22 protein-coding genes are annotated in these 24,964 nt (G+C 42.1%); 8 read left to right on the plus strand and 14 right to left on the minus strand.

Going from position 1 to position 24,964, the window contains the following annotated elements:
* Window positions 1-10: 10 nt before the first annotated feature.
* The 8 genes from sucD to sdhC form a co-directional block, all read right to left on the minus strand.
* Complete coding sequence (gene sucD / locus L4C37_RS18245) at window positions 11-883, minus strand: succinate--CoA ligase subunit alpha (RefSeq protein WP_137374741.1); 873 nt, start codon at window positions 881-883, stop codon at window positions 11-13.
* On the minus strand, window positions 883-2,049 hold the full coding sequence (gene sucC, locus L4C37_RS18250) for an ADP-forming succinate--CoA ligase subunit beta (protein WP_273294320.1): 1,167 nt from the start codon (window positions 2,047-2,049) through the stop codon (window positions 883-885). The genes sucD and sucC overlap by 1 nt, the downstream gene beginning before the upstream one ends.
* Before the next feature lie 185 nt (window positions 2,050-2,234).
* A complete protein-coding gene (gene odhB, locus L4C37_RS18255) occupies window positions 2,235-3,440 on the minus strand; it encodes a 2-oxoglutarate dehydrogenase complex dihydrolipoyllysine-residue succinyltransferase (RefSeq protein ID WP_429769380.1) in 1,206 nt (401 codons plus the stop codon).
* A 21-nt stretch (window positions 3,441-3,461) separates the two neighbouring features.
* A complete protein-coding gene (gene sucA / locus L4C37_RS18260; RefSeq protein ID WP_137374744.1) occupies window positions 3,462-6,281 on the minus strand; it encodes a 2-oxoglutarate dehydrogenase E1 component in 2,820 nt (939 codons plus the stop codon).
* Between the two features lie 95 nt (window positions 6,282-6,376).
* Window positions 6,377-7,090 (minus strand): succinate dehydrogenase iron-sulfur subunit, encoded by a 714-nt coding sequence (locus L4C37_RS18265; RefSeq protein WP_137374745.1) that lies wholly within the window; start codon window positions 7,088-7,090, stop codon window positions 6,377-6,379.
* Between the two features lie 15 nt (window positions 7,091-7,105).
* Window positions 7,106-8,872: a succinate dehydrogenase flavoprotein subunit gene (gene sdhA, locus L4C37_RS18270; RefSeq protein WP_137374746.1), complete on the minus strand. Its 1,767-nt coding sequence runs from the start codon at window positions 8,870-8,872 to the stop codon at window positions 7,106-7,108.
* On the minus strand, window positions 8,873-9,220 hold the full coding sequence (sdhD, locus tag L4C37_RS18275; RefSeq protein ID WP_137374747.1) for a succinate dehydrogenase, hydrophobic membrane anchor protein: 348 nt from the start codon (window positions 9,218-9,220) through the stop codon (window positions 8,873-8,875).
* Entirely contained in the window at window positions 9,214-9,606 is a 393-nt protein-coding gene (gene sdhC / locus L4C37_RS18280) for a succinate dehydrogenase cytochrome b556 subunit (RefSeq protein WP_137374748.1), read from the minus strand. The genes sdhD and sdhC overlap by 7 nt, the downstream gene beginning before the upstream one ends.
* A gap of 414 nt (window positions 9,607-10,020) precedes the next feature.
* On the opposite strand from sdhC, the gene L4C37_RS18285 reads away from it, so the two are divergent.
* Window positions 10,021-11,310, plus strand: a complete 1,290-nt coding sequence (locus L4C37_RS18285; protein ID WP_137374749.1) for a citrate synthase — start codon at window positions 10,021-10,023, stop codon at window positions 11,308-11,310.
* 111 nt (window positions 11,311-11,421) lie between these two features.
* Here the strand turns inward: L4C37_RS18285 and L4C37_RS18290 are convergent, their stop codons facing one another.
* Window positions 11,422-12,180 carry a Nif3-like dinuclear metal center hexameric protein gene (locus L4C37_RS18290; RefSeq protein WP_429769381.1) on the minus strand — a complete coding sequence of 253 codons (759 nt, stop codon included), beginning with the start codon at window positions 12,178-12,180 and terminating at the stop codon, window positions 11,422-11,424.
* Between the two features lie 91 nt (window positions 12,181-12,271).
* On the opposite strand from L4C37_RS18290, the gene L4C37_RS18295 reads away from it, so the two are divergent.
* Window positions 12,272-13,030, plus strand: coding sequence for a DUF1853 family protein (locus L4C37_RS18295; RefSeq protein ID WP_429769382.1), 759 nt, complete (start codon window positions 12,272-12,274; stop codon window positions 13,028-13,030).
* A gap of 116 nt (window positions 13,031-13,146) precedes the next feature.
* On the opposite strand, the gene pgm is transcribed toward L4C37_RS18295, so the two are convergent.
* Both pgm and seqA read right to left on the minus strand, forming a co-directional pair.
* Window positions 13,147-14,793 (minus strand): phosphoglucomutase (alpha-D-glucose-1,6-bisphosphate-dependent), encoded by a 1,647-nt coding sequence (gene pgm, locus L4C37_RS18300; protein WP_429769383.1) that lies wholly within the window; start codon window positions 14,791-14,793, stop codon window positions 13,147-13,149.
* 92 nt (window positions 14,794-14,885) lie between these two features.
* Complete coding sequence (seqA, locus tag L4C37_RS18305; protein ID WP_137374753.1) at window positions 14,886-15,428, minus strand: replication initiation negative regulator SeqA; 543 nt, start codon at window positions 15,426-15,428, stop codon at window positions 14,886-14,888.
* A 92-nt stretch (window positions 15,429-15,520) separates the two neighbouring features.
* On the opposite strand from seqA, the gene L4C37_RS18310 reads away from it, so the two are divergent.
* The 3 genes from L4C37_RS18310 to fldA all read left to right on the plus strand — a co-directional run bounded on the left by L4C37_RS18310 (window position 15,521) and on the right by fldA (window position 17,223).
* Window positions 15,521-16,282 (plus strand): alpha/beta fold hydrolase, encoded by a 762-nt coding sequence (locus L4C37_RS18310; protein WP_429769384.1) that lies wholly within the window; start codon window positions 15,521-15,523, stop codon window positions 16,280-16,282.
* Between the two features lie 131 nt (window positions 16,283-16,413).
* Entirely contained in the window at window positions 16,414-16,635 is a 222-nt protein-coding gene (locus L4C37_RS18315; protein ID WP_137374755.1) for a DUF2788 domain-containing protein, read from the plus strand.
* 54 nt (window positions 16,636-16,689) lie between these two features.
* Window positions 16,690-17,223 carry a flavodoxin FldA gene (fldA, locus tag L4C37_RS18320; RefSeq protein WP_137374756.1) on the plus strand — a complete coding sequence of 178 codons (534 nt, stop codon included), beginning with the start codon at window positions 16,690-16,692 and terminating at the stop codon, window positions 17,221-17,223.
* Between the two features lie 59 nt (window positions 17,224-17,282).
* Here the strand turns inward: fldA and L4C37_RS18325 are convergent, their stop codons facing one another.
* Window positions 17,283-17,789 carry a DUF4442 domain-containing protein gene (locus tag L4C37_RS18325; protein WP_273294332.1) on the minus strand — a complete coding sequence of 169 codons (507 nt, stop codon included), beginning with the start codon at window positions 17,787-17,789 and terminating at the stop codon, window positions 17,283-17,285.
* Between the two features lie 212 nt (window positions 17,790-18,001).
* Between L4C37_RS18325 and fcrX the strand changes: the two genes are divergently transcribed.
* Window positions 18,002-18,451 carry a ferric iron uptake transcriptional regulator FcrX gene (fcrX, locus tag L4C37_RS18330; protein ID WP_137374758.1) on the plus strand — a complete coding sequence of 150 codons (450 nt, stop codon included), beginning with the start codon at window positions 18,002-18,004 and terminating at the stop codon, window positions 18,449-18,451.
* Between the two features lie 108 nt (window positions 18,452-18,559).
* Here the strand turns inward: fcrX and glnS are convergent, their stop codons facing one another.
* Entirely contained in the window at window positions 18,560-20,227 is a 1,668-nt protein-coding gene (gene glnS / locus L4C37_RS18335; protein WP_429769385.1) for a glutamine--tRNA ligase, read from the minus strand.
* A gap of 302 nt (window positions 20,228-20,529) precedes the next feature.
* Entirely contained in the window at window positions 20,530-22,089 is a 1,560-nt protein-coding gene (gene nagE / locus L4C37_RS18340; RefSeq protein ID WP_137374760.1) for an N-acetylglucosamine-specific PTS transporter subunit IIBC, read from the minus strand.
* Window positions 22,090-22,564: 475 nt separating this feature from the next.
* On the opposite strand from nagE, the gene nagA reads away from it, so the two are divergent.
* The gene (nagA, locus tag L4C37_RS18345; RefSeq protein WP_273294724.1) at window positions 22,565-23,701 is read left to right on the plus strand and encodes an N-acetylglucosamine-6-phosphate deacetylase; all 1,137 of its coding nucleotides are present in this window, start codon (window positions 22,565-22,567) and stop codon (window positions 23,699-23,701) included.
* Between the two features lie 2 nt (window positions 23,702-23,703).
* The gene (nagC, locus tag L4C37_RS18350; RefSeq protein WP_137374762.1) at window positions 23,704-24,918 is read left to right on the plus strand and encodes a DNA-binding transcriptional regulator NagC; all 1,215 of its coding nucleotides are present in this window, start codon (window positions 23,704-23,706) and stop codon (window positions 24,916-24,918) included.
* The last annotated feature ends 46 nt before the right edge of the window (window positions 24,919-24,964 follow it).

Genomic DNA, 24,964 nt, shown 5'->3' on the forward strand with positions numbered 1-24,964 from the left:
AGCCAGCTGATTACCAACCGGTGATTTCACGTAGACCTTTGCCGATGTCAGCAAGAGATTTAACAGTCTTAACGCCTGCAGCTTCTAGTGCTGCAAATTTATCTTCAGCAGTACCTTTACCGCCAGAAATAATTGCACCAGCATGGCCCATACGTTTACCAGGAGGAGCAGTAACACCTGCAATGTAAGAAACAACTGGCTTAGTTACGTTCGCTTTAATGAACTCAGCAGCTTCTTCTTCCGCAGTACCACCGATCTCACCAATCATTACGATTGCTTCAGTTTCTGGATCTTCTTGGAAAAGTTTTAGGATATCAATGAAGTTTGAACCAGGAATAGGGTCACCACCGATACCAACACATGTAGACTGACCAAAGCCTTCATCTGTTGTTTGCTTAACTGCTTCGTAAGTCAGAGTACCTGAACGAGATACGATGCCTACTTTACCCTTCTTGTGGATATGACCAGGCATAATACCAATCTTACACTCATCAGGAGTGATAAGACCTGGACAGTTAGGACCGATCATGCGAACGCCAGTTTCTTCTAGCTTCACTTTAACGTCGATCATATCTGTTGTAGGAATACCTTCAGTAATCGTTACAATCAGCTCGATACCTGCGTCAATCGCTTCTAGGATTGCATCTTTACAGAACGGAGCTGGTACGTAGATAACTGTAGCTGTTGCGCCAGTTACTTCAACCGCTTCACGTACTGTGTTGAATACAGGAAGACCTAGGTGAGTTTGACCACCTTTACCAGGTGATACACCACCGACCATCTGCGTACCGTATGCGATAGCTTGCTCAGAGTGGAATGTACCTTGACCGCCAGTGAAACCCTGACAGATTACTTTAGTGTCTTTGTTAATTAATACAGACATTATTTAGCCTCCGCAGCAGCAACAACTTTCTGAGCAGCATCTGTTAGAGATTCAGCTGCAATGATATCAACGTCAGAATTAGCAAGTACTTCGCGACCTAGGTCTGCGTTTGTACCTTCAAGACGAACAACTACAGGAACTGTTACGCCTACTTCTTTAACCGCACCAATAATACCTTCAGCGATCATGTCACAACGAACAATACCACCGAAGATGTTAACTAGTACTGCTTTAACATTGTCATCAGAAAGGATGATCTTGAATGCTTCAGCTACACGCTCTTTCGTCGCGCCGCCGCCTACATCAAGGAAGTTTGCTGGCTTGCCGCCATGCAGGTTTACGATATCCATCGTACCCATTGCAAGACCTGCACCGTTAACCATACAGCCAACGTTGCCATCTAGTGCTACGTAGTTCAGTTCCCACTGCGCTGCGTGTGCTTCGCGCTCGTCTTCTTGTGAAGGATCATGCATTTCACGAAGCTTTGGCTGACGGTACATTGCGTTTGAGTCAATGTTGATTTTGCCATCAAGACAAAGAAGGTTACCTTCGCCAGTAATTACAAGCGGGTTGATTTCTAGTAGAGCTAAGTCGTACTGAGAGAACATTTCACCAAGACCCATAAAAATCTTAACGAACTGTTTAATTTGATCGCCAACTAGACCAAGTTTGAACGCAAGTTCACGACCTTGGTAAGCTTGAGGACCGACTAGAGGATCGATCGCTGATTGATGAATCAACTCAGGCGTTTCTTCAGCAATTTTCTCAATGTCCACACCGCCTTCAGTCGACGCCATGAATACAATTTTACGAGTAGCACGGTCAACAACAGCGCCTAGGTAAAGTTCATTAGCAATATTTGATGCTTCTTCAACTAGGATCTTTGTTACAGGTTGACCATTCGCGTCTGTTTGGTAAGTCACTAGGTTTTTACCTAGCCACTTTTGTGCAAACTCTTTAACGCCTTCTTTAGTATCATGCAATTCAACACCGCCCGCTTTACCGCGACCACCTGCGTGAACCTGACACTTAACGACTTTCTTAGCTGTGCTGATTCGACCCGCGGCTTCAAATGCTTCTTGAGCTGTGTCACATGCGAAGCCTTCTGGTACAGGCAAACCGAATTCTGCAAATAACTGCTTTGCTTGATATTCATGCAAATTCATTTTGTTATTCCATTTGTTTATCCCTGAAGGGATTTATTATTTCCATCAGACATCAGCTTAACTGCGTCTATTTCGTAGGGTGCTTCTAAAATGCTTATCAAAAATTGATGAGCAATAAATCAGGAGTGAGCTTCCCAATTTATAAAAATGAGAAGCTACAAGGCAGCTTCTCATTCAGTATTACTTTATACGTCTAATAGTAATCGAGCTGGATCTTCTAGAAGTTCTTTAATCGTTACCAAGAAGCCAACTGACTCACGACCATCAATCAAACGGTGGTCATAAGAAAGCGCAAGGTACATCATTGGTAGAATTTCAACTTGACCATTTACTGCCATTGGACGCTCTTGGATTTTGTGCATACCAAGAATTGCCGCTTGAGGCGGGTTAATGATTGGCGTAGACATCAATGAGCCGAAAACACCACCATTAGTGATAGTAAAGTTACCACCAATTAGCTCATCAACGGTTAACTTACCATCGCGGCCTTTAATTGCTAGCTCTTTAATACCTTTCTCGATATCAGCAAAACCAAGCGTGTCACAATCTTTCAGTACAGGAGTTACTAGACCACGAGGTGTAGAAACAGCCATGCTGATGTCGAAGTAGTTATGGTAAACAATGTCAGTTCCATCGATAGAAGCATTTACTTCTGGGAAACGTTTTAGAGCTTCAGTTACCGCTTTCACATAGAAAGACATAAAGCCTAAACGTGTACCGTGGCGTTCTTCAAACTGGTCTTTGTATTGCTTACGAAGATCCATGATTGGCTTCATGTTTACTTCGTTAAACGTTGTTAGCATAGCCGTGCTGTTTTTCGCTTCAAGCAGACGATTAGCTACCGTTTTACGAAGACGAGTCATTGGTACTCGTTTTTGGCTACGAGCTGTCGCTAGTGCTTGAATTGGCTCTTCTTTTGCTGCTGGTGCAGATTTCGCAGCAGCTAAGTGAGCATCAATATCTTCACGGGTAATACGACCGCCAACACCAGTACCTTTAACCTGTGACGCTTCAAGGTTATGTTCACCTAGAAGACGACGAACCGCTGGACTAAGCGCATCGTTACTTTCTTCAGTAAGTGCTGCTTTGTGGCGCTTATCAGGAGATGACTCAGTTTCTTCAGTTGTATCTTTAGTCGGCTCACCTGCAACAGCACCAGGCTTGATTTTAGCAATCAGCTGCTTAGAAAGAACCGTTGCGCCTTCTTCTTCAATAATAGCTTCTAGAACACCAGCTTCAGGCGCTGGTACTTCTAGAACTACTTTATCTGTTTCGATATCTACAATGACTTCATCACGAGCTACAGCTTCACCAGGTTTTTTATGCCAAGTTGCAACTGTCGCGTCAGCCACTGATTCAGGTAAATCTGGAACCAGAATTTCAATTGTCATATCTGTATCTTCCTTTTACTTCTAGTTCTTAAGTAGGGTCAGAGCGTCTTCAATTAACGCTTTTTGTTGTTTCAAGTGTACTGACATATAGCCAACAGCTGGCGATGCTGAAGCAGCACGACCTGCATACTTAAGATCAGCACCGGCTGGGATAGCAGCACGGAAGTTATGTTGGCTAGAGTACCAAGCACCTTGGTTCTGAGGCTCTTCTTGACACCAAACGTAGTCTTCTACATTTGTATATTGTGCAATTGCCGCTTCAACATCTTCTGTTGGGAACGGGTAAATTTGCTCAATACGTACAATGGCCACATCATCTTGCTCATTCTTACGACGTTGCTCTAGTAGGTCAAAATAAACCTTACCAGAACAGAACACTACGCGTTTCACATTCTCAGGAGCTAGGTCATCAACTTCAGCAATTGCTGGTTGGAAAGTGCCTTGCGCAAGATCTTCAAGTGAAGACGTACATAATGGATGACGTAGCAGAGATTTAGGAGACATCACAATCAATGGACGACGCATCGGTCTTACAACCTGACGGCGAATCATGTGATAAACCTGAGCCGGTGTAGATGGAACAACTACTTGCATGTTCTGTTCAGCACATAACTGCAAGTAACGCTCTAGCCGAGCTGAAGAGTGCTCTGGACCTTGACCTTCATAACCATGAGGAAGCAGCATAGTCAGACCACATAAACGTGCCCACTTCTGCTCACCTGATGAAATAAACTGGTCAATAACAACCTGAGCGCCGTTCGCAAAGTCACCAAACTGAGCTTCCCACAGGGTTAAACCACCTGGTTCGGCTGTTGCATAGCCGTATTCAAATGCTAATACCGCTTCTTCAGATAATACCGAGTCAAAGACTTGGAATGGACCTTGTTTATCATGAATATTAGCTAGTGGAACATAAGTGCTTGCATCTGTTTGGTTATGAAGAACAGAGTGACGGTGGAAGAACGTACCACGGCCTGAATCTTGGCCAGAAATACGGATACGTTTACCATCATCAACCAATGTTGCATACGCTAATGTTTCAGCCATACCCCAATCGATCTGCTTTTCACCATTGATCATTGCAGTTCGGTCGTTATAAAGCTTGTTAACACGGCTTTGCAGTTTATGGCTATCTGGATATTGGCATAGCTTAGTACCCAGCTCTTTTAGACGATCAATTGCAACTTCGTTATCCCATTCAATATTCCAGTCGTGTCCTAGGTAAGGAGACCAGTCAACAGAATGAAGAGCCATTGGGCGCCACTCTTTTACAACCACTTCACCGTGGTCAAGAGCATCACGATACTCATTAACTAATTGCGTTGCCGTTTCAATGTCAAACTCACCACGATCAATTAGCACATCAGCATAAAGCTTACGAGGCGTCGGGTGTTTTTTGATTTTTTGGTACATTAGAGGCTGAGTTGCATTCGGCTCATCAGCTTCATTGTGACCATGACGGCGGTAACAAACTAGGTCAATAACTACGTCACGTTTGAATGTATTACGGTAATCCAGTGCAATACGAGCCACAAAAGCAACCGCTTCTGGGTCATCAGCATTTACGTGGAAAATTGGAGCCTGTACCATCTTCGCGATATCAGTACAGTACATAGTAGAACGTGTATCACGAGGATTAGATGTAGTGAAACCAACTTGGTTATTCACGACGATACGAACTGTACCACCAACGCAGAAGCCACGTGCTTGAGACATGTTAAACGTCTCTTGAACAACGCCTTGCCCTGCAATTGCGGAATCACCATGAATTGTTATAGGAAGTACGCTGCTACCGTCTTTATCATCAAGGCGGTCTTGACGAGCACGAACTGAACCGATAACTACAGGGTTTACAATTTCTAAGTGAGACGGGTTAAATGCAAGCGCTAAGTGGACATTGCCACCTGGTGTTGCAAAGTCAGCAGAGAAGCCTTGGTGGTATTTAACATCACCAGTACCCCATGTGTCATCATGCTTCTTACCAGCAAACTCATCAAATAAGTCTTGTGGTTTTTTACCAAGCACGTTAACAAGCATGTTCAAACGACCACGGTGGGCCATTCCGACTACAACTTCACGCATACCTTGTCCACCAGCATGACGAATAATTTCTTTCGTCATTGGAACAAGCGCATCGCCACCTTCAAGAGAGAAACGTTTTGCACCTGGGAACTTAGCACCCAAATAGCGTTCAAGCCCTTCAGCAGCAGTTAGCTCTTCTAGGAATGCTTGTTTTTCTTCATGATTGAATGATGGTTGACCAGAAACAGACTCTAAACGTTGTTGAATCCAACGTTTTTGCTCTGTGTTAGTCATGTGCATGTATTCTGCACCGATTGAACCACAATACGTTTGCTTAAGAGCTTTATATAAGTCCTTTAGCACCATTGTCTCTTGCCCTATGGCAAAAGAACCAACGTTAAACGTTTCATTGAAGTCATCTTCGGTTAGGTTGTGGAATGCAGGGTCCAGTTCAGCAACTGTTCCTCGTTCCCATAAACCTAGCGGATCTAGATTTGCAGCTTGATGCCCTCGGAATCGATAAGCATTGATTAGTTGCAGTACTTTTACTTGTTTCGCATCGACATCAGGATCACTAACTTGGACGTTGTAATGCTTTGTTTCTTGAGCGAGTCGTCGGAAGTATTCGCGAACACGTGAATGCGGTTGTTCAACCACTTCAGAAGCTTGCACAGGCAAGTCTTCAAATACACGTTTCCACTCATCACTTACCAAGTCTGGGTCACTTAGATACAGTTCGTAGATTTCTTCTACATAAGTTGCATTGGCGCCAGCCAAGTGTGAAGACTCGAGCCATGCCTTCATCACGCCGTTGTGCATAATTTCCCTTAACCTGTAGTTTCACATTTGCATCGGTCAATGCCGAGCTATTAAAAGGCCGCCCCAAAACTTCAAGGGCGGCAATTTTTGTTATTTTAAACCGAACGATTTACAAGCATGGATTTTATATGACCAATTGCTTTCGTTGGATTTAGTCCCTTAGGACAAACACTTACACAGTTCATGATGCCATGGCAACGAAAAACGCTAAATGCATCATCAAGATCTGACAGACGTTCATCTGTTGCTGTATCGCGGCTATCAATTAACCAACGGTAAGCGGCAAGTAGACCAGCAGGACCTATAAATTTATCAGGGTTCCACCAGAACGATGGGCATGATGTAGTACAACATGCACACATGATACATTCATACAAACCATCTAAATGCGCACGCTCATCAGGGCTTTGTAAGTTTTCACGAGCAGGAGGTACACTACCTTCTGTCACTAAGAAAGGTTTCACTTTTTCATAGTTATCGTAGAACTGTGTCATGTCTACAATTAGGTCACGAACAACAGGTAAGCCTGGCAGCGGACGGATGACAATTTTATCTTGCCCCGTAAGCGCTGATAGCGAAGTAATACACGCCAAACCATTCTTACCATTCATGTTAAGACCATCTGAACCACAAACACCTTCACGGCAAGAACGTCTAAATGCAATCGATGGGTCTTGTTCTTTCAGAAGAATTAGCGCATCCAAAAGCATCATGTCAGAACCTTCTTCTACTTCAAGGATGTAATCCTTCATGTATGGTTTCTGATCAACATCTGGGTTGTAGCGGTATAAAGAGAAATTCAGTTTCATTTTAATGCCCTCTCCTTAGTACGTACGCGCTTTTGGCGGGAATGCTTCACGATGTACAGGTTCCATATTTACATTTCTCTTCGACATTTCTTCAGTCTCAGGGTTGTAAATTGAGTGGCATAACCACTGTGCATCGTCACGGTCTGGGAAGTCAAAACGAGCATGTGCGCCACGGCTTTCTGTACGGAAATTTGCTGCAACAGCTGTTGCAAAAGCAGTTTCCATCAAGTTTTCAAGCTCTAAACACTCAATACGCTGCGTATTAAACTCAGTAGATTTATCAGATAGATGAGCATTTTTTAGGCGCTCACGAATAACTTTAAGCTCTTCTAAACCTTTAGCCATAGCATCACCTTCACGGAATACCGAGAAGTTATTCTGCATACATTGCTGTAAATCTTTACGAATTTGAGCAGGGTCTTCACCACCAGTACTGTTTTCCCAACGGTTGTAACGCTCTAATGAACGTTCAATGTCTGCTTCCGTAGCTGGTTTAGCTTCTTCTTGTTTCTTCAGCGTCTCACCAAGATGTAGACCTGTTGCACGGCCAAATACCACTAAATCAAGTAACGAGTTACCACCTAAACGGTTAGCACCATGTACAGATACAGAGGCGATTTCACCACAAGCGAATAGACCTTGGATTTCAACATCAGCGCCAGCAGGATCTTGCTTAATAGCTTGACCTGAAACTTGAGTTGGTACGCCACCCATCATGTAGTGACAAGTAGGAATTACTGGAATTGGTTCTTTTACTGGATCAACGTGTGCGAATGTACGAGACAGCTCACATACACCAGGTAAGCGAGATTCAAGAGTCTCTTTACCAAGATGATCCAATTTAAGTTTGATATGTGGACCCCATGGACCATCGCAGCCACGACCTTCACGGATCTCGATCATCATTGAACGAGCAACAACATCACGACCTGCTAAATCTTTCGCATTAGGTGCATAACGCTCCATGAAACGTTCACCGTCTTTGTTAAGTAGATAACCACCTTCACCACGACAGCCTTCCGTTACTAGAACACCAGCTCCAGCGATACCCGTTGGGTGGAACTGCCACATTTCGATATCTTGCATTGGAACGCCAGCACGAATCGCCATACCAACACCGTCACCAGTGTTAATGTGAGCATTCGTTGTAGAAGCGTAAATACGACCAGCACCACCAGTCGCTAAAATTGTCGCTTTAGCTTTGAAGTAACATACTTCACCAGTTTCCATGCAAAGCGCAGTTGTACCTAAAATTGCGCCATCTTCGTTTTTAACAAGATCAAGAGCATACCACTCAGAGAAAACTGTAGTTTTATGCTTAATATTTTGCTGGTAAAGAGTATGCAAAAGCGCGTGACCAGTACGGTCAGCAGCAGCGGCGGTACGAGCAGCTTGCTCACCACCGAAGTTTTTAGATTGGCCACCAAATGGGCGTTGGTAAATAGTACCATTATCAAAACGAGAAAAAGGAAGACCCATCTTCTCTAATTCTATTACTGATTCAGGACCATTCTTACACATGTATTCGATTGCATCTTGGTCACCAATATAATCAGAACCTTTTACAGTATCGTACATGTGTTGTTCCCAGTGATCCTCGTGCGCATTACCAAGGGCAACTGTAATGCCACCTTGTGCAGAAACAGTATGGGAACGAGTTGGGAAAACTTTTGAAAGCAATGCACAAGATAGGCCTTGCTCTGAAATTTGTAGCGCAGCACGCATGCCAGCACCACCAGCGCCAATTACAACGGCATCAAACTCACGAACAGGAATAGTCACTTACGCACCCCACAAAATAAACAGACCAGAGAAGAAATATCCAATAAGAACAGCAACAACACCCAATTGAAGACCACCACGCAACATTGCACATTTAATGTAGTCAGTCAGGACTTGCCATAAGCCAATCCAAGCGTGAATTAACACTGAAGTCAGTGCTAGCATAGTGAAGACTTTAGTGAAGGTACCACCAAAGAATTGCGTCCAAGATACGTAAGAAATATCTCCCGAGAAAGCACAGAAGCTAACAAGGTAGACTGTGTAAAGCGTCATAATAATTGCGGTTGCACGAATTAATAAATAATCATGAACACCATTACGACCAAAAGTGGATATATTATTTACCATACTAAAACCCCCGCAAGTAGAGACAATACCGCTGTCGCTGCGAATGCAACCTGAGCGCTTTTCGCACCAGATTCCAGCTCTTCAAAATGACCTAGATCCATTAACAAGTGACGAATGCCACCAGCAATGTGATAAGCCAAAGCGGTTAAAATGCCCCACAAAATAAACTTAACAAAAAAGCCATCGACAATGTCGCTTGCTTCCATGAAGCCTACAGGGGAGGAGAGGGAAATGGATAGTAACCAAAGCAGAATTCCGATCGCAACAAATGTAATCACCCCAGACACACGGTGTAGGATGGATGCAATTGCAGTGATAGGAAAGTGGATGGTCTGTAAATCTAAATTAACAGGTCTTGTCTTTCTTTCTTTCACGGGCTTGCTCACTCAGCTCCATCGAGCTTTTATGGTCATTAAATAACCTTAGATATTGTTATGGACAAATTTTGGTCGAAAACCGGTAAAACTTAACATTAAATTGACAATCGACGCGTATTAATCGCACTTTAATTGTAAAATAAATGTTAACAACAAGGTTACTAGAGACACCTCACAATTCTTTTTAGCCTTGAATTTAAAGGTCTGGACCAGAATTTTCACCGCCACTATACGACTCGCAACATTCTAATACAATTGATGTAACAAATAATGCTACATAGAACAGATTTTTAACGAATTTAATGCAAAAAACACTAACAAGTGCACACAAAAGTGCAGATTAATTGACTTTCGACGCCAAGAGCAGTAAAAAAATGGCACATAAACATCCTGGACGGATTAATAATAACAAAGGAGATTGTTATGGCGGATAAGAAAGCTACCCTTCATATTGAAGGTCAAGCGCCAATCGAATTGCCGATTTCAGAAGGTGTACTTGGTACGCCAGTTATCGACGTTCGTACACTAGGTTCTAATGGTTTTTTCACTTTTGATCCTGGTTTTCTTGCCACTGCATCTTGTGAATCGCAAATCACTTACATTGACGGTGGGAAAGGTATCCTTTTACACCGTGGTTATCCAATTGATCAACTGGCCAATAACGCTGATTACCTAGAAGTTTGTTATATTCTTCTTTACGGCGAAGCTCCATCTCGTGCTCAATACGAAGAATTTAAGACAACTGTGACACGTCACACCATGGTACATGAGCAAATTGCTAGCTTCTTCCATGGTTTCCGACGTGATGCTCACCCGATGGCAGTAATGTGTGGTGTTGTAGGCGCTCTCGCAGCGTTTTACCATGACTCACTCGATATCAACAACGACACACACCGTGAAATTGCTGCTTATCGTCTTATTTCAAAAATGCCGACACTGGCGGCAATGTGTTACAAATATTCGATTGGTCAACCATTCATCTACCCACGTAACGACCTAAGCTACGCTGAAAACTTCCTACACATGATGTATGCAAACCCATGTGAAGAGTATGAAGTAAACCCAGTTGTGGCTCGTGCGATGGATAAAATCTTTACTCTACACGCAGATCACGAACAAAACGCTTCTACTTCAACTGTTCGTTTAGCCGGTTCTTCAGGTGCAAACCCATTCGCTTGTATTGCAGCAGGTATTGCTTCTCTTTGGGGACCAGCACACGGTGGCGCAAACGAAGCTTGTTTGATGATGCTTGAAGAAATTGGCAGTGTAGAAAACATTGACGAATACGTTGCTAAAGCAAAAGACAAAGATGATCCATTCCGTCTTATGGGCTTTGGACACCGTGTTTACAAAAACTATGACCCACGTGCAACTGTAATGCGCGAAGCTTGTCATGAAGTATTGAAAGAGCTAAACATCAAAGATCCACTATTAGATGTAGCAATGGAACTTGAACGTATTGCGCTTTCAGATGAATACTTTGTTTCTAAGAAGCTATACCCGAACGTAGATTTCTATTCAGGTATTATTCTTAAAGCTATTGGCATTCCAGTATCTATGTTTACCGTAATCTTTGCGATGTCTCGTACTATCGGTTGGATTGCACACTGGAATGAAATGCATAGTGACCCAACAAACCGTATTGGCCGACCTCGTCAGCTATATACAGGTAAAGAAAAGCGTGAATTCCAGCCTCTTCATGAACGCGAATAGTTGTTTACACAGTAGCTAGAACTAAAAAAGGTTGACGTTATCGTCAACCTTTTTTTTCCATTCTACTCATAGTCACGTTAGTAGAGATAGCGCTGTTAAGATTAGTATGGCTTATACCGGATTATCGATATCAATGAACACAACGTCTAAATCATGCTCTTGAGTTAACCATTCACCTAATGCTTTTACACCATATCTTTCAGTTGCATGATGCCCTGCAGAGAAGTAATGAATATCTTGCTCACGAGCAGAGTAAGTCGTTCGTTCTGAGATTTCTCCAGAGATAAACGCATCTAAACCGTTAGCGGCTGCAAGCTCAATATAGTCTTGCCCGCCACCAGTACACCAGCCAACAGTTGTAATCAGTTTATGCTCATTTTCTGTCGAAATATGGAGCGGATGACGGTTAAGGACTTGGTTAATTTTTTCCGAGAATTCAGCCCCGGTCATTGGCTCTTTTAGCTTACCAAACATAGCGACCGATTGTGGATGCCCTTCTAGCCCGCCTTCAACTTCAATATCTAACAATTCAGCTAATTTTGCGTTATTACCTAGCTCTGGGTGGATATCAAGTGGTAAGTGGTAACCTAGCAAATTAATATCGTTTTTAATCAGAGTGCGAATTCGCTTCCCTTTCATTCCACGGATCGATTCCGGTTCACCTTTCCAAAAAAAACCGTGATGAACAAGCAATGCGTCAGCATTCAGTTCAACCGCTTTATCAATCAACGCTTGTGAAGCTGTAACTCCTGTTACAATCTTTTTAATTTGCTGTACACCTTCGACTTGCAAGCCATTTGGGCAGTAATCCTTAATTTGTTGAGGCTGTAGCTTTTCGTTAAGAATTCTTTCTAATTGTAAGTTATTCATTGCTTGTTCCAACATGCATATTTAATAACGTGGTTATATCAATTTACAGTTAAAATGTCGAAAGCCGATCATTAAACTCAATGAGGAATATATGACACCAATACAACGTTTTTATCAATGGGTCATTGATTCCCCACCCTTGCTAGAACTTCACCCTCCTATATCCGATCTTAGTGTCTTTTCGAGCAGTCAAAGACTGGATGACACACATATCTACCAAGGGAACCCTCGTCTTGGTTTTTTGTATCAACACCTTTGTGAACAAGTAATTATCGCATCTCCAAATCACTCGATTAAACATGACGAGATACAGATTAATGTAGATGGCAGAACATTGGGAGCTATTGACTTTATTGTCGAAAACCAGCAATCGAACTTACTGGAACACTGGGAAGTTGCCATTAAATTCTATTTACTCCATGAAGATATTTGGTTTGGGCCAAACTCTCATGACCAACTTGATAAAAAACTCGAAAGAATGCTCAACCACCAATTGGCGATGTCTTCATCTAGTGCCTTTGTTGAACAATATCCTGAGCTAAAAACCAACTCCGAACATTTGTTGATGCAAGGTCGTTTATACATAAACCCATTCTTAGAACAGAGTATTCCAACAGAGTGTTTAGGCTATAAAATAAACCCAAGTCAAGTTAATGGGTTTTGGTGTTATAAAAGCCAAGTGCATTTAGTTGAAGAAGGTCTCTACCCTATAAATAAAGATCAATGGGCTGCTGGTATTGACAATTTTGACGGAGAACCTATCAAAGAGTTTGATGATCGGTTCATCCATGCTCAAACGAATACAGGACAGTTCTGGTTTGTTATGCCTGAAAGTTGGCCCCACAATTAAAGCTATTGGAGATATATAAGATTTAAGTCATTCTCATCCCAATAAAAAAGGGCTGATGCTTTAACATCAACCCTTTATTGAGGTGACACCTCAATAAGCTACTGAATCAAATTCAACTATAGGCCAGCTGCAGCAAATACTTGATTAACGATCTCTTGAGCTTCTTCTTCGATTGCTTTTAGGTGTTCTTCACCCTTAAAGCTTTCACAGTAGATCTTGTAGATGTCTTCTGTACCTGATGGACGAGCAGCAAACCAACCATTCTCTGTCGTCACTTTAAGTCCACCAATTGCAGCACCATTACCTGGAGCATGCGTTAAGCGAGCAGTGATTGCATCACCAGCAAGCGTCTCAGCTGAAACCATCTCTGGAGATAGCTTCTTAAGTACGTCTTTTTGCGCACCATTAGCAACCGCTTGGATACGGTTGTACTTAGATTCACCGTGTTTAGCAGCAAGATCTTCGTAGTATTCTTGTGGATTCTTACCGGTTACCGCTGTGATTTCAGCAGCAAGTAGACAAAGAATTAGACCATCTTTATCTGTAGACCAAGGTGTACCGTCTTTACGTAGGAAAGATGCACCTGCACTTTCTTCACCGCCAAAACCAAATTGACCGTTATACAAGCCATCAACAAACCATTTGAAACCAACTGGTACTTCACACAATTCGCGACCAAGGTCAGCGACTACACGATCGATTAGAGCACTTGACACTAGTGTTTTACCCACAGCAACGTCTTTCCCCCAACCTTCACGGTTGCGGTATAGGTAATCAATACAAACCGCTAAGAAGTGGTTAGGGTTCATCAATCCTTTTGGTGTAACAATGCCGTGACGGTCGTAATCAGGATCATTACCAAATGCCAAAGCATACTCATCTTTCAGTGCTAACAAACCAGCCATTGCATAAGGTGATGAACAGTCCATACGAACAACACCATCTTTATCTAAAGACATAAATTGGAATGAAGGATCTACAGCTTCACTGACTAAAGTTAAATCTAAGTTATATGCCTTACCAATCTGACGCCAGTAATCAATACCGCTGCCGCCAAGTGGATCAACACCAATCTTAATGTTCGCTTTCTGAATAGCTTCCATATCCACTACGTTTACAAGATCAGCAACGTATGGGGCAACTAGGTCAACTTCTTTAACTAATTCTGATTGCTTAGCTTGTGTAATAGGAGTGCGTTTAACACCTTGCATCTCTTCAGCAATAATAACATTTGCACGGTCTTCAATTGCTTGAGTAAGCGCAGCTTCAGCAGGACCACCGTGTGTTGGGTTATATTTAATGCCGCCATCTTGAGGTGGATTATGAGAGGGTGTAATAACAATACCATCTGCTTTTTTAGTATTAACTAAATTATGCGTAAGAATTGCATGTGACACACCTGGAGTTGGGGTAAAACCGTTATTGTCTTGAATTATAACTTCAACACCATTTGCCACTAACACTTCGATTACTGTAGAAAACGCAGGCTCGGAAAGGGCGTGTGTATCTTTACCTAAGAAAAGTGGGCCAGTTGTGCCCTGCTCTGCTCTAACTTCTGCAACAGCTTGTGCGATTGCAAGAATATGGTTTTCATTAAATGTTGATTTGTCTGCTGTACCACGGTGACCTGAAGTACCAAAGAGTACTCTATGATCTGGGTTAGTCGCATCCGGTTGCTGTAAAAAATAGTTCGCTACTAAAGCCGGTATATTATGAAGATCTTCCTGCTGAGCTTTTTGCCCAGCACGAGGGTGCATAGCCATTTTTTGACATCCTTATATATAAAATTTAAAAACAAAAAAACCTCATAATATCGACTATTTAAGGGACATTATGAGGTTTAAATCAGATTTCTTTAAATTGAACCTGTTACTTTTTCTATCAATTCCGCTTGGAAATTCATACGACTCATTAGCTGATCAACCATTTGTCTCTTACGACTTGTATTATTGTTGGTGATCACCCAAAAATTACTGCATGGGATAGCCTTAGGTTTCGTCGTGTTTCCGTTTGCTAAAAGTGTTTCTTCATTTTCAGCAAAATATACACGCTTTCGACCTTTCACTTGAGATGCTTCAGAAAAGCTACTCGGGTCGATTTTGTATAAAGTTGATAAAACCAACATGAATCGATCAATCGCTTTTTTAAGAGACGCAAATTCATCTGAAATCAAAAGCGAGCGCATTTCTTTTACGCCATCTAGCTTCGCCGGTGTAAAACCAGCGTCTTTGCTAACAATAATTCCTTTAGGCTCAACTACTTCCTCAACAGGATTAAGTTCACCTTGGCTATCAATTTTCAATAAGCGACGCAGAATATCTGAAGCGCTTTCGCCAATATGTTCTGTCTGACCCGCAATATAACGGTATAGGTCCTCATCAACCTCAATTGTTTTCATTCGCTTTTCACAATCTCAATGTTTAAACTCTGAGGGATTATAGCGAGATCCGCGAGGATACTCTACGATAAACCCACCATGAATAAGATAAAATGTCAGCACAGCTCAACTATAAAATTGAAGGTGAAGGTCACACCATTGTATTGATCCACGGTTTATTCGGTAATTTAGACAACCTTGGGCTTCTTGCTAGGGATCTAAGAAGTGATCACCAAGTGCTGAGTATTGATCTAAGAAACCATGGACAATCTTTCCATAGTGACCAACATAATTACCTTGAAATGGCACGTGACGTCGTCAATTTACTCAACACACTTGAGCTGACTGACGTGACGATTATCGGGCACTCGATGGGTGGAAAAGTCGCCATGGCTTTGACCCAACTAACAACAATTAGACAATTAGTTGTGTTAGACATGGCTCCCGTTGCCTACCAACAGCACCGACACGACAACGTCTTTGCCGGCCTTCAAGCTGTGATCGAAGCAAAGCCCGTATCTCGCTCTGGAGCACTAACAGTGCTCGCTAAACATATCGAAATCGACGGAGTTCGCCAATTCTTAACTAAATCGTTATTCAAATCAGAGCAAGGTATCATGGAATGGCGCTTTAACGTGGCGTCATTACTCTCCAATTACTCACGGATCATTGGTTGGGAACCGATCGATAAAACATCGGTCAAAACCTTGCTAATAAAAGGTGGGGATTCTGATTACCTAACAGCTGAGCACCAAGCCGCAGTTCAACAACAATTTTCTAACGCAAAAGCCCATGTAATCGCAAATACCGGTCATTGGCTCCACGCTGAAAAGCCAGCAGAAGTTCTTCGTGCAATTAGAAAGTTTATTGTTTGAGAGCGATCATTTAATGGAAAACTAGGGCGATATTGATGCATGATATTGCGAACTTGGTTACAACAGCGCATTAACTTTATTGTTTAAGAATGATATAGTGCGCGCAAGCAAAATTGGTATATAGGAATCCCATGCTTTACGACTACATAAACGTCATTGAATCTATTGGGTTAGACCTTTTATTCGCCGGGATCTTTTTCTTGATCGGTATGGCGATTAAAGACGTTCTAAAGCAAGGCAATGTTCCCGTTTTTGGGCGTCGAATCGTATGGTTAGTGCTCTTTCTAGGATGTGCCGGATTTATAGCCAAAGGGTTAATCCAGCTCAGTTGGGAAGGGACAGGGATCGGTTGATTATCCTAACTCCTATTATCACCAACAACAGACACAATTAAAGGTAATTATTCTATGGCAAGTGTAGGTCTCTTCTTTGGTAGCGATACAGGTAACACTGAAGCTGTTGCTAAGATGATTCAAAAGCAGTTGGGCAAACAGCTCGTTCAAGTTCAAGACATTGCTAAAAGCAGCAAAGAAGATATTGATAATTTCGATCTGCTACTGCTAGGTATCCCAACGTGGTACTACGGCGAAGCACAATGTGATTGGGACGACTTTTTCCCTGAACTTGAAGCTATTGATTTCTCAACTAAGCTTGTTGCTATTTTTGGTTGTGGTGACCAAGAAGATTACGCTGAGTACTTCTGTGATGCGATGGGCACTATCCGTGATATCGTTGAAGCAAAAGGCGGAACTATCCTAGGTTATACTTCAACTGAAGGTTATGAGTTTGAAGCATCAAAAGGTTTAGTTGAAGGCGATGACAGCCAGTTTGTAGGTCTTTGTATTGATGAAGATCGTCAACCAGAACTTACTGACGAGCGTGTATCTAACTGGGTTAAACAAATCCATGAAGAAATGTGCTTAGCAGAACTTGAAGACTAATTTGTCTTTCTCATTATTTTAAAAGCCTCCTAATTGGGAGGCTTTTTTATATTCAGTGCTTAAACTTCCACAGCTGTATCTGCATCTTGCTCTCTAAACTGAGGTTTCTTTCTTACGTACAGCTTTCTCTGCACCTCAGATACAACATTCCCATCTTTATCTTTTATATGGATGATGAACTCGGGAAAGCATTTATCACCTGAAGTCGTTTTACTGTAAATCTCTTCGAGTTGACCTTGGGTTACCTCAAAGTCTGCATATAAATCGGATTGTCCAGGTTTGATAAAGTTGATACTCGCTTCCTTATCCCAGACGTAGTACTGCTCACCAAGTATCCCCATCAACATGAGTGAGTAAACAGGATCGGTCAGTGAAAAAATACTTCCCCCGTATTGAGTCCGGTTAGCATTTTTATTCCACCAGCGTAATTTTAAACGCATGTTCACAACTCTAAAGTCGTCGCTGATATTTAAGATTTTTATACCAGCTCCCCAAAAAGGAGGCCAGATATTCAGGGCAAAAGTAACTATACTGGGTTTATATATCTTCGCTAATCGCTTGTTCATAACGACATTCCATGTCTATCGAGAGGTAAAATACACCCAGCAAAACTGGTCATACCTCCACTATAAGTGAGATACCTCTATTTTACAAAACCATATTATCAAACTAACTAGTAACCCTTTGAACTTCGTGGTTTATTGTTATCACTGAGTGACCTATAATGTTAGGAATATTGAATTCTGTTAATTGCTGCAGATCATCAACAGGAAAGTATATGTCAGACAATAATCAAGCGCTAAAGGATGCAGGACTTAAGGTCACTCTTCCAAGGCTAAAAATTCTAGAAGTATTACAACAACCAGATTGCCAACATATTAGTGCTGAAGATTTGTATAAAAAGCTGATCGATTTAGGGGAAGAAATCGGTCTAGCGACAGTATATCGCGTCTTAAACCAATTCGATGATGCTGGTATTGTTACCCGTCACCATTTTGAGGGCGGTAAGTCTGTATTTGAACTATCGACTCAGCATCACCATGATCACCTTGTGTGCCTAGACTGTGGCGCTGTAATTGAGTTTTCAGATGATCTTATCGAAGAGCGTCAAAAAGAAATTGCTGAGCGCTACAATGTTCACCTAACGAACCATAGCTTGTACCTTTACGGCAAAAGCTTAGGTGGTGACTGTAAAGGCAACCCAGACGCACACAAACCAAAAAAATAATAACGGTTAGATGCTGATTCAGCTTTAAGCTCAATTCGTCAAATAATAAAAATGCCAGCAATCAATTGCTGGCATTTTTTCTAATAAACATTTGTTTAAGCTAAGGGCTTACCCTTCAGCTTTACCCCAAGTGTCACGTAAACCTACAGTTCGGTTAAATACTAGCTTGTCCGAAGTTGATTCTTTATTATCAACACAGAAGTAGCCAGTACGCTCAAACTGGAAACCTTGCTCCGCTTTCGCTTGCCCTAAACTAGACTCAACAAATCCATTCAGTTTAACTAACGAATCTGGGTTAAGTGTTTCTGCAAAGTTATCCGCAGCTGCAGGGTTAGCTACAGTAAACAGACGATCATATAAGCGGATTTCAGCTGGTAATGATTTATCAGCAGATACCCAGTGAATAACACCTTTCACTTTACGACCGTCAGCAGGATTCTTACCTAAAGTCTCATTATCGTAAGAACAGAAGATAGTCGTGATATTACCATCAGCATCTTTCTCGATACGTTCAGCTTTGATCACGTATGCACCACGTAGACGAACTTCTTTCCCAAGAACCAAACGTTTGTACTTCTTGTTTGCTTCTTCACGGAAGTCATCACGTTCAATCCAAATTTCTCGAGTAAATGGAACTTCACGAGTTCCCATCTCTGGGTTATTTGGGTGGTTAGAAACCGTTAAAGTTTCAACTTGATCTTGTTCAAAGTTTTCAATAACTACTTTAATTGGGTCAAGTACAGCCATTGCACGAGGTGCGTTTTCATTTAGATCATCACGAATGCAAGATTCTAGAGAGCCAAATTCGATCATGTTCTCTTGCTTAGTCACACCAATACGCTTACAAAACTCACGAATTGAAGCTGAAGTGAAACCACGACGACGTAAACCAGAAATAGTAGGCATACGTGGGTCATCCCAGCCTTCAACTAAGTTTTCTACAACTAGTTGATTCAGTTTACGTTTAGACATAACCGTATATTCAAGGTTTAAACGGCTGAACTCGTATTGGCGAGGTTGACATTCAATAGTGATGTTATCCAAAACCCAATCGTATAGGCGACGGTTATCTTGGAACTCTAATGTACAAATAGAATGCGTAATACCTTCTAATGCATCAGAAATACAATGCGTGAAATCGTACATTGGGTAAATGCACCACTTATCACCGGTTTGGTGATGATGTGCAAAACGTACACGATAGATAACTGGATCGCGCATAACCATGAATGAAGAGCTCATGTCGATCTTAGCACGCAGACACGCTTTGCCTTCTTCAAAAGCGCCATCACGCATTTTTTCAAATAACGCTAGGTTCTCTTCAGGGCTACGATCACGATACGGACTCGCTTTACCAGGCTCTTTTAGAGTTCCACGGTATTCACGGATCTGCTCAGGACTTAGCTCATCAACATACGCTAAGCCTTTATTAATTAATTCAACAGCGTAGTTATAAAGCGTATCGAAGTAGTTTGATGAATAACAAATATCACCAGCCCACTCAAAGCCTAACCAGCTCACATCATTCTTAATTGACTCAACGTATTCAACGTCTTCTTTCTCAGGGTTTGTGTCATCGAAACGTAGATTACATTGTCCCTGATAGTCCTGAGCAATACCAAAGTTCAAGCAGATAGACTTAGCGTGACCAATGTGCAGGTAGCCGTTAGGCTCCGGCGGAAAACGAGTATGCACGCTAGTGTGTTTACCATCCGCTAAATCTTTATCAATAATTTGGCGAATAAAATTCGATGGACGAGCCTCAGCTTCACTCATCTATAGCACCTCTATATATGGTTTAGTATTGTCAGAAAATCGGCTTTCGAGCTTCACCCTACCCACGCTGACTTAATGTCATATTCAAAGGAGGTAAAGCCTGAAAGATCATTGTCGCTAATCATCCACAATTCTGCGTGTTTACACAATAAGAACCATCGTATTCTTGTGATTAATTCTTCTATTCGCTGAAGAACACGCCAAATCAGCCTGATCCAGAGATAATAAAAAAGCCTCCCAAGGGAGGCTTTATAATTTAATCTTCTTAAAGTTTACACAGCTTATATTAAGCGTGATTGAAACTAAGGAAGTTTAACATCAGATAGGTCTTCACCAGCACCGATAGCTTTCATTTCGCCAGCAACGATTTCAGCTAGTGGACCAAGGATAACCTGAAGGTTGTTCTCACCTAGTTTAACAACACCTTTAGCGCCTAGTTTCTTAAGTACAGCTTCATCAGCGATTGAACGGTCTTTAAGAGTTAGACGTAGACGAGTGATACATGCGTCAATTGAAGTTAGGTTTTCGTGACCACCTAGAGCTTTCAGGTATTGACGTGCAACTTCGCCTTTTGGAGCGTCACCAGCTGGAGCTGCAACTGCTTCGTCATCATCTTCACGACCTGGCGACTTCAAATTGAAAGCACGGATTGCGAAAGAGAAAGTAAAGAAATATAGAGCACCGAATCCTAGACCAATCAATAGTAGAGTGAATGGTTTAGTTGCTAGACCCCAGTTCAATACGAAGTCGATAAGACCAGCAGAGAAACCGAAACCGTGCAGAGTTCCAAACATGTTTGCCACTACTAGAGACAGACCTGTAAATACAGCGTGCATTGCGTATAGAGCAGGAGCTAGGAATACAAACATGAATTCAAGCGGCTCTGTGATACCTGTAAGGAATGAACAGAATGCAACTGAGAACAATGCGCCACCAACTTGGCTACGTTTTTCAGCAGGAGCAGCTAGGTACATTGCAAGTGCAGCACCAGGTAGACCGAACATCATTACTGGGAAGAAACCGTTCATGAATACGCCAGCGCCTTTATCGCCACCGAAGAAACGGTGTAGGTCGCCAGATTTAACTGTTTCAGTCACTTCTTTAACAACAGTAGTAATCTCTGGTGTTACTGAGTTAGCGAATGTGAATGTGTGCTCTTGACCAACAACTAGAGTTTTAGCTAGAGAAGGGTCAACACAAAGTTGAGTGATGCTAGCGAATGCGCCTTGACCAGCAACGATGATTTCTTGACACGTACCCATACCGAACCAGAAGTATGAGTTTAATACGTGGTGTAGACCTACAGGGATAAGTGCACGGTTAAGAGTACCGTAAACGAATTGACCGATAGCACCAGACGTTGAAACTGCGTGAGCTAGAGCATCTAGACCAGATTGAACACCCGGCCATACCACACCAGACACAGCACCTGCCACTAGAGCAAATAGACCGGCCATAATTGGTACTAAACGTTTACCGGCAAAGAATGCCAACCACTCAGGAAGTCGTGTTGCATGGAAAGCGTTGTATGAGTGACCAGCAATGATACCTGCGAAGATACCACCGAAGAATGACATATTAACGTCTGCGTTAATTGTCGTTGCTGTAGCAGTTAATACGAAGTAAGCAACTGCACCAGCAAGACCTGCTGCGCCGTTACCGTCTTTAGATAAGCCAATCGCGATACCTAGACCAAATAGCAGTGGAAGGTTGCCAAAAATTGCGCCACCAGCTTGTGCCATAAATGGAATATCAAGTAGATCGCCTTGACCCAAACGTAATAGAAGCGCCGCAATTGGAAGCGTTGCGATAGGTAGCATTAATGCCTTACCAAGCTTCTGTGCATATCCTAGAATATTCACTTGTTGTTTCCCCCTATAGGATTTTTAGAATTCGTTTGAGAAACTTATTTTAGTCACTCAATTTAGTCCTATTCAGTGTATTGCATTAATTTTGCTCCGCAAATTAAAAGCTTACCATTTGTGATCCTAATCACCAGTTTTTGCCAAATCCCAAGGTTTTTGCTAGCGAGATCATAAAACTTATTTTATCATTCAAAAAAATGAACATTTGTAGTTAAAATTTCAGTCATGATGTATTGCTCTAACCCAGCTTGAGCCGTGGTAAACCACCGCATCAACGCCTATAGATGATGCCTAAAAATAGAATGCAAACAAATTTTTTCACAATATTTTTCAACAAGTTAAATTGGCGCCCCATTAATTCGGTCGCTTGCTAGAAAGATAAATCGTTACGTAAATGATGTTCGAAAACTAAGTTCCTATTCACGTAATGTATATAAATTTAAAGATCTCTCGAAATAAGGATTAGCTGACTATGTACGCGCTAAGTAACTGTAAAATCTACACTGGTAGTGACATTTTAACGGACCACGCCGTTATCATTGAAAATGAACTTATAAAATCAGTCTGCCCTGTAGCTGATTTACCAAAAAATATCGAAATCCATGACCTTAATGGTGCAAACGTAAGCCCTGGTTTTATTGATCTACAACTGAATGGTTGTGGTGGCGTAATGCTAAACGACGAAATCACAGCTGAAACAATGCAAATTATGCATAAGGCTAACCTTCAATCAGGCTGTACTAGCTTCCTTCCAACACTGATCACATCTTCCGATGAAGACATGCGAGCTGTTATTGCAGCCGCTCGTGAGTACCACAATCAATACCAAAACCAATCTCTTGGCTTGCACCTTGAAGGTCCTTACTTGAATGTTGCAAAAAAAGGCATTCACAGCGTAGACCACATTCGTAAATCTGACAGCGAAATGATCAGTCTTATCTGCGAAAACAGCGATCTGGTAACTAAGGTAACTCTGGCTCCTGAACAGAATGATCCTGAACATATTGAGCGATTAAGAAAAGCTGGAGTTGTGGTATCAATTGGTCATACAAACGCAACTTATGCAGAAGCACGTCAAGGTTTTGAAGCAGGCATCACTTTTGCTACACACCTTTTTAATGCCATGACCCCAATGGTTGGACGCGAGCCTGGTGTTGTCGGTGCTATCTACGACACTCCTGAAGTGTATGCTGGTATTATTGCTGATGGCTTCCACGTTGATTACGCAAACATCCGAATTGCTCATAAAATCAAAGGTGAAAAGCTCGTATTAGTGACCGATGCCACAGCTCCTGCAGGCGCTGACATGGAATACTTTATTTTTGTCGGTAAGAAAGTATATTACCGTGATGGTAAGTGTGTTGATGAAAATGGCACACTAGGCGGCTCAGCTTTGACCATGATCGAAGCAGTACAGAACACTGTCGAGCACGCTGGTATCGCTTTGGACGAAGCTCTACGCATGGCTACTTTATATCCTGCAAAGGCAATCGGTGTGGAAAGTAAATTGGGTCGAATTAAAAAAGGCCTTGTTGCTAACCTAGCTGTTTTTGACCGTGACTTTAATGTTCAAGCGACTGTTGTTAACGGACAATACGAGCACAATTAATAATGAATGGCGGACAAATAGGTAACGTAGATTTAGTTAAACAGCTAAATAGTGCAGCTGTATATCGACTGATTGACCAACAAGGTCCTATCAGTCGCATACAAGTGGCTGATGTAAGTCAACTAGCACCTGCTAGTGTTACAAAAATTACCCGCCAACTATTAGAACGCGGTCTAATAAAAGAGGTCGCGCAGCAAGCGTCTACCGGCGGTAGGCGCGCTATTTCTTTGACTACGGAAGTTGAGCCATTTCACTCAATTGCCGTTAGGCTTGGTCGAGATTACATTCAATTCAGCTTATATAATTTAGGCGGAAAAGAGCTCGCTTTCTCCCAACAAGAACTCGATTACACCAATCAATCTGACCTTACACAAGGTCTGGTTAATCACTTGAAATCATTCATCGATGCAAACCAAATTTACATTGATCAACTGATTGCCATCGGCATTACCCTCCCAGGGCTAGTTAACCCGACAACGGGCGTGGTTGAATACATGCCAAACACTGACATCGATAACCTCGCAATGGGCGATATCATACGTGATACTTTCCATGTAGCTTGTTTTGTTGGGAATGATGTTCGCGGGATGGCTCTAGCTGAACACTACTTTGGTTCAAGCAAAGATTGCCAAGATTCAATTTTAGTGAGTGTTCACCGAGGAACTGGTGCAGGCATTATTGTGAATGGTCAGGTATTTCTTGGGTTTAATCGAAATGTAGGTGAAATTGGTCATATTCAGATAGATCCACTGGGCGAACAATGCCAATGTGGTAATTTTGGCTGTCTAGAAACGGTTGCTGCAAATCCAGCCATCATTGATCGAGTAAGAAAGCTGATTAAACAAGGTTATGAATCTTCATTAACTGAACTGGATACAATAACCATCCACGATGTTTGTGAGCATGCACTAAACGGCGACGAGCTTGCGAAACAAAGCTTAGTACGAGTAGGCAATCAACTCGGAAAAGCAATTGCGATGACCATCAACCTGTTTAACCCTCAAAAGGTTATTATTGCAGGTGATATAACTCACGCTCAAGACATTGTTTTCCCAGCAATAAGACGTAATGTAGAGAATCAATCGTTAACGGCTTTCCATAGCGGATTACCTATTGTAGCATCTGAAATCGACAAGCATCCGACAATGGGCGCTTTTGCTATGATTAAGCGCGCAATGCTCAATGGCGTTTTACTGCAGAAGTTACTCGAAGGCTAGACTATTATCTGATTACTCACGGGTCGTGTTTGTATAAACACGGCCC

Source organism: Vibrio kagoshimensis, from assembly GCF_050337535.1.
GTDB classification, from domain to species: domain Bacteria; phylum Pseudomonadota; class Gammaproteobacteria; order Enterobacterales; family Vibrionaceae; genus Vibrio; species Vibrio gallaecicus.